Genomic DNA, 9,022 nt, shown 5'->3' with positions numbered 1-9,022 from the left:
GCAGAAAACCTAGAAATTCCAGTGCATTCGGTATCCAGGAGGTTTTCTGTTGCACCCATGATGGATTGGACCGATCGCCATTGCCGTTTCTTCCTGCGCCTGCTCTCCAAGCACGCTCTGCTCTACACAGAAATGGTCACCACCGGCGCGCTGCTCAACGGCGATCACGAGCGCTTCCTCCGCCACAACGAAGCCGAGCACCCGCTGGCCTTGCAGTTAGGCGGCAGCGTCCCAGCCGACCTGGCCGCGTGCGCGCGCATGGCGCAGGAGCACGGTTACGACGAGGTGAACCTCAATGTCGGCTGTCCGAGTGATCGGGTGCAGAACAATATGATTGGTGCGTGCCTGATGGCACATCCGGTGTTGGTGGCGGAGTGTGTGAAGGCGATGCGCGATGCGGTGTCGATTCCGGTGACGGTGAAGCATCGGATCGGGATCAATGGGCGGGATAGTTACGCTGAGCTGTGTGATTTCGTCGGGACGGTTCGGGATGCTGGGTGCACGAGTTTTACGGTGCATGCGCGGATCGCGATTCTGGAGGGGTTGTCGCCGAAGGAAAATCGGGACATTCCACCGTTGCGCTATGACGTGGCGGCGCAGCTGAAGACGGATTTTCCGGAGCTGGAGATTATTCTCAACGGCGGGATCAAGACGCTGGAGGCCTGTCACGAGCATTTGCAGACCTTTGACGGGGTGATGCTGGGCCGTGAGGCGTATCACAATCCTTATGTGATGGCTGAGGTGGACCAGCAATTGTTCGGCAGCACGGCGCCGGTGATTTCGCGGGCAGAGGCGCTGGCACAGTTGCGGCCTTATATCGCTGCGCACCTGGATGCGGGCGGTTCGATGCACCATATCACTCGGCACGTGCTGGGCTTGGGCACCGGTTTTCCGGGGGCGCGCAAGTTTCGGCAGTTGTTGTCGGTGGATATTCACAAGGCTAAAGAGCCTTTGGCGTTGCTGGATCAGGCGGCGGAGTTGCTGGAGGGGCGCTGACAGGCAGGTTTTTCTATCTCGCCGGTTGAAGCAGCTCTTCCTTGTTGTGCAGGCGCAAAGCGTGGATCATTGCGCCGCATCGGAGTCTCGCTAGCACCAGCGGGCTGGCAGGTAACCAAGAAGTGTTGCCTGCTTGTGAAATTACGCCGATGTACTGTCGACAGGACGTCCTTCTCGTTATGCCCGTGTTCAATCCTGCTGTTTTCAAGCGCTGCACCCTCCTGGCCCTCCTCTCTGCAACCTCTGCCACTGCTTACGCCCACTGCGATGGCCTGTGTGTCGGTAACACAGATAGCCCGTTGCAAGTCACCGTACTCAGCGGTTTTACCCTCGCCAGCATACTGCTCTCGCCTTTCACTGCCAGCCAGGAGTCGACCGAGAATCGCAAGCTCGTCTACTCCGCACAAGAGCAAGAAGCGGCGCAGCTCTACCTCGCCAGCGACGGCACGCTCGAAGTGGTCTATTTCACCTCAGCCTTGAGTCGCTTCAGACAGGAAATACCTGACGCAGAACTGAACGATCTCGCCGTGGCTGCGCTGATCAGTAGTCAGTAGTCATTACTTCAATAACCACTGTCCGTCACTTCCTTTGAACCTGTAAGCCATTTCAGCATCGTATTTAACGGATAGCGCCAGGCCTTTCAAACGCCTGTTCTCAGGTTGTTGCCGCCCAGGCCGTTGTTACGCATTTGCGCCCTTGAGTGGCTGTCAGCGCTCGGGTAATGTCAACAGACCCACAGGATAGAGCACACTCATGACTTCCAAGCTGGAACAACTCAAACAATTCACCACCGTAGTGGCCGATACTGGCGACTTCGAGGCAATCGCTCGCGTTAAACCGGTGGATGCCACCACCAACCCTTCTCTGCTGCTTAAAGCGGCGGCCATTCCTGCTTACGCCAATTTGCTGAACGCTTGCGTCAGCGACTGCAAAGGCGACGTAGGCTTGGCCAGCGACCGTTTTGGGGTCGCGGTCGGGCAAGAGATTCTGAAAGTGATTCCGGGGCGTATTTCCACTGAAGTGGATGCGCGCCTGTCGTTCGACACTGACGCCGTATTGAAGCGTGCGCACCGTCTGATCGAGCTGTACGAAAAGGCCGGCATTGGCCGCGACCGTGTGCTGATCAAGATCGCCTCCACCTGGGAAGGCATCCGCGCCGCCGAGAAGCTGGAACGCGAAGGCATTCAGACCAACCTGACGCTGCTGTTCTCTTTCGCCCAGGCGGTTGCCTGTGCCGAGGCCGGGGTGTTCCTGATTTCGCCGTTCGTGGGCCGTATCTACGACTGGTACAAGAAGGCCAACGGCAACGACTACACCGGCGCCGATGATCCGGGTGTGCAGTCGGTGACGCGCATCTACAACTACTACAAGGCCAATGACTACAAGACTGTGGTCATGGGTGCGAGCTTCCGTAACCTCAACCAGATCGAGCAACTGGCCGGCTGTGATCGCCTGACCATCAGCCCGGACCTGATCGAGAAACTGGCGGCCGACACCGGTAAGCTGGAACGCAAGCTGGCGCCAGGCCATGCCGGCGAAGCACGTCAGAGCCTGACTGAAGCGCAGTTCCGCTGGGCGTCGAACGAGGACGCCATGGCCACCGAGAAACTGGCTGAAGGCATTCGTCAGTTCGCTCGTGACCAGGAAAAGCTTGAGGCGTTGCTGCAAGCCAAGCTGTGATTTGATTCCGGCAAGCGCAAAAAGGGCGAACCTTCACAGGTTCGCCCTTTTTTGTGCGGCTGGCCGCGGGAATTGTATGAGCTTCGCGCCAGAACAATGGGTTGCAGTCTGGCCCCATCGCGAGCAGGCTCGCTCCCACAGGGGTAGCGTGATCTACACAAAACTAGTGTGGGAGCGAGCCTGCTCGCGATGAGGCCAGTGAAGAAGGCACAGATTCAGCGGATCAGTGACGCTCCAGGGCGTTCACCAAGTCATGGAATGCTTCGCGGTTGGAGTCGTTCAGGCCCATGAGGATCTTGTGCGCTTCCAGCACCTTGATCCGCACCACTTCTTCGGACTGATCCTGGTCAGGCAGGTCGGTCAGGCATTCCGGGCATGGAATCGGGCGGTCAACGATGTTGAACACCTGCTCGAAGCCCATGGACTCCAACAGCCGCGTGATGTCTTCGTGGGTGGTGACGACGGTCGGCAGCAGGCCGATCTTTTGCCGCGACATGATCGACAGCTTGGCCAGCAGGCCCAGGGTGGTGCTGTCGATGCTGCGGGTTTCGGTCAGATCGATCAYGATCGCGTTGAAATTCAACGCGCTGAAGATCCGCTCAATAGTCGCATCCAACGCCGAACACAGGGTCAGGCGAACTTCACCGACGAACTTCAGGACGAAGGTGCCGTCCTGCTCGGCGAACTGGATTCTACCGGTACTCATTAAAGATTCCTGCTCAACACCAACAGGGCGATATCATCCGGCATCTCCCCTAGCGTGGCCAATCCAAAAACCTGCCGCAAGCCATCCAGGCTGCCGCCCGCCGTTCTTACCCGTTCAGGTAAGGCAGCCTCTTTCTCTTTGAGTGTAGGTTCTGGCAAAAGGTCCAGAATGCCATCAGACATCAGCGTCAGGCTGAACGTCGGTGGCAGCTCGATAACGTGGTCTTCGTAGGTGGCTTCATTGAACAAGCCCACCGGCAGGCCGCGCCCTTCGAGATAACCCACACTGTCTGGCGTGTACAACACTGGCAACGGCAGGTGTCCGCCGATGCTATAGGTCAACAAACCCGTCTCCTCGTCGATGACTCCACCGACCATCGTGACATGTTTGCCCAGCTTACAGCTGATCAGCCCTCGGTTGATATGACCAAGGACTTCTGAAGGAGTGAATTCCGGCAATGTGCCGTTGCGCTTGGATTCGAACAGCAAGCGCGTGGTCATGAATTTCAGCAGCACGGTCACGAATGCCGATGAAGCGCCATGGCCTGAAACGTCTGCCAGGTAGAAGGCTACCCGGCGCTCGTCGACCCGAAAGTAGTCAACAAAGTCGCCCGACAGGTACAGAGACGGGATGATCTGGTGCGCGAACTTGAACTCGTCAATCGCCCAGGGACTGACCGGCAGCATGTTCATTTGCACCTGGCGCCCGGCGTTCTGGTCTTCCTGCAACAGGTTCAGGCTGGCTTCGAGCTCGCGGTTGGCGGTTTCGAGTTTTACCCGATAACGCTGGTTTTCCAGCAGCAGGCGCGCACGATCCAGGGCCCGGCGCACGGAGTGCTCGAGTACGGCCAGATCTTCCAGCGGCTTGATCAGGTAGTCCGCGGCGCCCAGGCGCAAGGCCTCGACGGCGTCGTTCATCACGCCGGCACCCGAGACCACGATCACCGGCGTTTGCGGCGAAAGGTCAGTGATTTGACGAATGAGTTCGAGCCCGCCCATCTGCGGCATGCGCAGATCGCAGATCACCAGGTCGGGTTGGTTTTTCTTGAATACCTGAAGCCCCTGCTGGCCATTACTGGCCTGAAGGACGCTGAACCCACTGTCTTCCAAATAGGCCGCGAGACTCGCGCGTACTACTTCGTCGTCATCGATTATCAGCAGCGTGGCACTGGTTTTTTGCATGTGGGCAAACGGCGCCAGAATTAGGTTGGCGTAGCTGGCAGGGCATTCGGCCCGGCACACACTACTGGATTCGCTTTCTAGCCTCTCTGTCGCACCGCTTTCGAGCATTTGCCCTACAAGCGTGTTCATCAGAGGTGCCCTTCTAAGGCGCAGACGGTACTCCCATCCGCGAGGCGTTTCAAGCTCACGCCGATGGTCACCTGGCGTCTTTACATCGCAAATCACCGGGAGTTATAAGAACAGCCAAAACCGCAACACAAAGGAAGGATCGAGCCCATGAACCAAAGCGATCGTGACTACAGTGAAAAGCGCGACTACATCCGCATGCGGGTCGATGCGGATATCACATTGATTCACGCCGGCGATTTGATTCCAGCCATCTGTATCGACCTTTCCAGCAGCGGTATGCAGGTTCAGGCTGCCCGTTCGTTCCAGGTGGGCGACACGCTGAACGTACGCATCGATTCCGAGCACGCAGCGCTCAAGGGCCTGGAAGCCGAGACCGAAGTGGTCTGGGTGACTCAACAGGACGCTGGTGGCCAGAAACTTGGGCTTACAATCCTGAAAATGAATTGAGCACGAACATAAACAAAGAAGGCGGCCAAATGGCCGCCTTCTTGTTGTTGCGCGGGTGACGATTTAAAAATCGTCTTCCACCTTGCCGTCTTTGACCTTGAACTCGCGGTTCTGCAGGTATGCGTTGCGAATGAAGATGTATTTGTCGCCGGTGATCAGCTTCTCGCTCGACAACAGGCTGGCACGGGTGTCGATCACACTCATACCAAGCGCCATGTTGCGCGCCGGAATGTCATTCATGTAGCGGTAGGGTTTGGCGTAGGTATCGACGTATATGGACGGTGCATCACGCACCGTGCTCGGGCCGAAAAACGGCAGCATTACGTAAGGACCGCTAGGCACGCCCCAATGGCCAAGGGTCTGGCCAAAGTCTTCGTCGTTGCGTTGCAGGCCCATTTTAGTGCCCACATCGAAGAACCCGGCCAGGCCGATGGTGGTGTTCATCAGCACGCGAGCCGTATCGACGCCAGCGGCGCGCGGCTTGGCCTGCAGGATGTCGTTGGCCAGGTTGCCGACGTCACCGATGTTGCGGAACATGTTGTGAATGCCGTCCGAGAGAAACGTCGGCGTAATGAACTGATAGCCCTGAGCAGCTCAAGCCCTTCCCCACACCACTCCCAACCCGACCGCTGTGCTTTTCGGTCTCAGCGGCTGTCTGGTGGATTTCGGCGCCCGCAGCCGTCAGAGCGATCACGACAGCGCTGAACGAGCGCACCCGACACCGGGCGCCCTGGAAGCGCTGAACCGCCTGCAACTTCAAGGTATTCCGTGTGCCTGGCTCGACGAGTTGCCGCACGCGCAAAGCCTCGCGCTGGCCACCTCTCTGCCGGACTGGATCACCGCCAGCCCGCACACGCTGAACAGGGGGCAATGGCCGTCCCCCGATGCGTGCTGGCAAGCCTTGATGGCGCTGAACATCGATCGCCTGGACGGTTGCGTGCTGGTCAGCGGCGAACCGCGCTTGCTGCAATCAGGCCTCAATGCCGGGCTCTGGACCATCGGCCTGGCGTCCTGTGGCTCGCTCTGCGGGATGACGCCCAGCGAGTGGCAAGCCTTGAATCAGCAGGAGCGCGAGCTCAAGCGCGGCAAGGCGACCGTGCAGCTGTTCGGCCTTGGCGTGCACTCGGTGATCGATCATCTGGGTGAACTCGACACCTGCCTGTCAGACATCGGCCTGCGCCGACGCAAGGGTGAAAAGCCCTGATTGGCCCTTCTTGATCAAGATCATGCACTTCGCTCGCCAGTGGATTAATCTAAAGGCCAGATGCAGACCTTTGGCCCATCGCTGCGGTCTATGCCAGTGCCTATCGATAAAAGGAAGAACGCCATGCCTGCCCGCGAACTGCAAGAACAGCTCAACGCCCTGCGCGAGCAACTGGAGCAGAACCCCCCACTCACGCTGGAAGAGCGTGAACACCTGCAAGAACTGATGCAGAAGATTGAGGCGCAGATCAAACTCGAAACCGCGACGCAGGACAGCAGCCTGGCGGACGGCGTCAACCTTGCCGTGGAGCGTTTTGAAGTGGACCACCCGGCGCTGGCCACCGTGTTGCGCAACATCGTGCAGACCCTGGGCAACATCGGAATCTGACCCTGCGAATGCAAAAAAGCCCCGCTAGCGATAGCGGGGCTTTTTCATTTGTGCGATCTGCAATGCAATCCCTGTGGGAGCGGGCTTGCTCGCGAAGGGGCCATCACATTCAGCATCAATGTTGAATGTAACTCCGCCTTCGCGAGCAAGCCCGCTCCCACATTAGATCTTCATTGACGGACCAGGCGGTGGTTCGGCAGTTGCACTTCTTCAGTGCTGCGATACGGGTTGATATCCAGCCCGCCGCGACGCACGTAACGCGCATACACGGTCAGTTTTTCCGGTTTCAGCAAGCGCTGCAGGTCGAGGAAGATCCGTTCTACGCACTGCTCATGGAAGTCCGAGTGCTGGCGGAAGCTCACCAGATAGGCCAGCAGGCTGGCGTGATCCAGCGCCGCGCCACGGTACTCGACCGCGACACTGCCCCAGTCCGGCTGGCTGGTGACCGGGCAATTGGATTTGAGCAGGTGGCTGTGCACGCTTTCTTCAACGATGCGCGAATCATCGCAACGCAGCAGTTCCGGGCGCGGATGCTCGTAGTTGCTGACGCTGATGTCCAGATCATCGATGCACACGCCCGGCAGCGCTACAACGCCTTCGGCCTCGACCTCGCTCAAACTGCGAATACGCACACCCACCGGTTTGCCCGCGGCCGCCGACAAATCGCTCACCAGCGTGGCTTCAAGGCTTTGGGTATCGGCGAACGGCGTCTGGTTCAGCGAGTTAAGGTACAACTTGAACGATTTGGACTCGATGATGTTCGGCGAGTCCGCCGGGATACTGAATTCGCCAATGGCCACCACCGGCTTGCCCGATGGCAGCAGCCAGGACAGTTCGAAGCAGTTCCAGAAATCCACGCCCTTGTACGGCAGGGTTTGCGCCGTCAGGCCCAGCTCGGCCCATTTCGCGGTGCGCGGGATCGGGAACAGCAAGGACGGCGTGTACGTGGCGATGTATTCGCTGGATTTGCCCAGCGGCGAATGTTCGGCTGCGGGATGCATGACGGAAACCTGACTAAAGAATCAGCGGATTCTACCAGCCTTTGCTCCCGCCTTTGAGTGCTTACTGACTGACAGTCAATTTGCCGACCATGCCCGCCTGATAGTGGCCGGGAATATTGCAGGCGAACTCCAGGTTGCTGGCTTTCTTGAAGGTCCAGGTCAATTCGGCGGTTTTGCCCGGTTCAATCAGCACGCTGTTCGGATCGTCGTGCTTCATGCTTGCGCCGTGATCCATGCCTGGCATCGAGTTGTGACCCATGCCCGCCATCGAACCGTGGTCCATGGGAGCGCTTTTCATCATGGTCGGGGTGAGCATGCCGCCCTGTTGCATTTTCAGCATTTCCTGTTGATGCGCAGCATGCATCGCCGCGTCACCCAGGTTGAACTCGTGCAGTAACTGGCCTTTATTGATCAGTACAAAGCGCACCGTCTCACCGGCTTTGATGTCCAGCGTCTTGGGTGTGAACGACATGTCGCTCATCACGATTTCGACGCTGCGCGTAGCCTTCGCCGCCGGGGCCGGTGTGCCGAAGTCGTAGGTCTGTGCTGGCGACGCCCACACGGGAAAGCTCAACGCCAACAAGCAGCCGGCAAGTACCAATCGATGACGCAAAAACATGAGTATAACGCACCTGTTCCATTGACCTCGAGCTGCCCATGAAATTGCTGATCGTCGAAGACCAACCGAAAACCGGCCACTACTTGCGCCAAGGCCTGACCGAGGCCGGTTTCAACGTCGAGCTGGTAGCCGACGGCAACACCGGCCAGCATCTGGCGCTGACCGGCGATTACGCGCTGCTGATTCTCGACGTGATGCTCCCCGGCCGTGACGGCTGGCAGATATTGCAAGCGGTGCGTAGCGCCGGCCTGGATATCCCGGTGCTGTTTCTCACCGCCCGCGATGCCGTCGAAGACCGGGTTCATGGCCTGGAACTGGGCGCCGACGATTACCTGGTCAAGCCGTTCGCCTTTTCCGAATTGCTGGCCCGCGTGCGCAGCCTGTTACGTCGCGGCAGCGCGACGTCGCAGGAAACCAGTCTGCAACTGGCCGATTTGCGGCTGGACCTGTTTCGCCGTCGGGTCGAGCGCGGCGGCCAGCGCATCGACCTGACCGCCAAGGAATTCGCCCTGCTGGAACTGCTCTTGCGCCGCCAGGGCGAAGTACTGCCCAAATCGCTGATCGCTTCGCAGGTCTGGGACATGAATTTCGACAGTGACACCAATGTCATTGAAGTGGCGATCCGCCGCCTGCGCCTGAAGATCGACGACGACTTCCCGAACAAGTTGATTC

Annotated in this window: 11 protein-coding genes and 1 pseudogene; 7 read left to right on the top strand and 5 right to left on the bottom strand. The window is 58.8% G+C overall.

Going from position 1 to position 9,022, the window contains the following annotated elements; translation table 11 throughout:
- The first annotated feature begins 15 nt into the window (after nucleotides 1–15).
- The 3 genes from dusA (at nucleotide 16) to tal (ending at nucleotide 2,676) form a co-directional block, all read left to right on the top strand.
- Nucleotides 16–996, top strand: a complete 981-nt coding sequence (gene dusA, locus AC1DH9_RS19420) for a tRNA dihydrouridine(20/20a) synthase DusA (protein WP_477808607.1) — start codon at nucleotides 16–18, stop codon at nucleotides 994–996.
- A gap of 179 nt (nucleotides 997–1,175) precedes the next feature.
- On the top strand, nucleotides 1,176–1,550 hold the full coding sequence (locus AC1DH9_RS19415; protein ID WP_427544195.1) for a DUF2388 domain-containing protein: 375 nt from the start codon (nucleotides 1,176–1,178) through the stop codon (nucleotides 1,548–1,550).
- 199 nt (nucleotides 1,551–1,749) lie between these two features.
- Nucleotides 1,750–2,676, top strand: coding sequence for a transaldolase (gene tal / locus AC1DH9_RS19410; protein WP_427530925.1), 927 nt, complete (start codon nucleotides 1,750–1,752; stop codon nucleotides 2,674–2,676).
- Between the two features lie 223 nt (nucleotides 2,677–2,899).
- Here tal and rssC read toward each other — a convergent pair whose 3' ends face one another.
- Nucleotides 2,900–3,382, bottom strand: a complete 483-nt coding sequence (gene rssC / locus AC1DH9_RS19405) for an anti-sigma factor antagonist RssC (RefSeq protein WP_477808606.1) — start codon at nucleotides 3,380–3,382, stop codon at nucleotides 2,900–2,902.
- Entirely contained in the window at nucleotides 3,382–4,563 is a 1,182-nt protein-coding gene (gene rssB, locus AC1DH9_RS19400) for a two-component system response regulator RssB (protein WP_427544220.1), read from the bottom strand. Before rssB ends, rssC begins: the two co-directional genes overlap by 1 nt.
- Nucleotides 4,564–4,839: 276 nt before the next feature.
- Between rssB and AC1DH9_RS19395 the strand changes: the two genes are divergently transcribed.
- Nucleotides 4,840–5,139, top strand: coding sequence for a PilZ domain-containing protein (locus AC1DH9_RS19395; protein ID WP_427544198.1), 300 nt, complete (start codon nucleotides 4,840–4,842; stop codon nucleotides 5,137–5,139).
- A gap of 63 nt (nucleotides 5,140–5,202) precedes the next feature.
- On the opposite strand, the pseudogene AC1DH9_RS19390 reads toward AC1DH9_RS19395, so the two are convergent.
- Nucleotides 5,203–5,730 (bottom strand): annotated as a pseudogene (locus tag AC1DH9_RS19390) (MlaA family lipoprotein); the annotation flags it as partial.
- A gap of 40 nt (nucleotides 5,731–5,770) precedes the next feature.
- Here AC1DH9_RS19390 and AC1DH9_RS19385 point away from each other — a divergent pair.
- The gene (locus AC1DH9_RS19385) at nucleotides 5,771–6,343 is read left to right on the top strand and encodes an HAD family phosphatase (RefSeq protein ID WP_477808605.1); all 573 of its coding nucleotides are present in this window, start codon (nucleotides 5,771–5,773) and stop codon (nucleotides 6,341–6,343) included.
- Nucleotides 6,344–6,466: 123 nt separating this feature from the next.
- Nucleotides 6,467–6,730, top strand: coding sequence for a DUF4404 family protein (locus AC1DH9_RS19380; protein WP_054593163.1), 264 nt, complete (start codon nucleotides 6,467–6,469; stop codon nucleotides 6,728–6,730).
- Nucleotides 6,731–6,900: 170 nt separating this feature from the next.
- Here the strand turns inward: AC1DH9_RS19380 and queF are convergent, their stop codons facing one another.
- Nucleotides 6,901–7,731: an NADPH-dependent 7-cyano-7-deazaguanine reductase QueF gene (gene queF, locus AC1DH9_RS19375; protein ID WP_427530914.1), complete on the bottom strand. Its 831-nt coding sequence runs from the start codon at nucleotides 7,729–7,731 to the stop codon at nucleotides 6,901–6,903.
- Nucleotides 7,732–7,792: 61 nt separating this feature from the next.
- Entirely contained in the window at nucleotides 7,793–8,350 is a 558-nt protein-coding gene (gene copI / locus AC1DH9_RS19370; protein ID WP_442114658.1) for a copper-resistant cuproprotein CopI, read from the bottom strand.
- 38 nt (nucleotides 8,351–8,388) lie between these two features.
- On the opposite strand from copI, the gene AC1DH9_RS19365 reads away from it, so the two are divergent.
- Nucleotides 8,389–9,022 (top strand): heavy metal response regulator transcription factor (locus AC1DH9_RS19365; protein ID WP_477808604.1); only part of this gene is annotated, 634 nt, incomplete at its 3' end.

The organism is Pseudomonas sp. 05T35, from assembly GCF_056396605.1.
The sequence above is the reverse complement of the archived record's forward strand: the minus strand, read 5'-3'. Positions and strand labels throughout refer to the sequence as shown.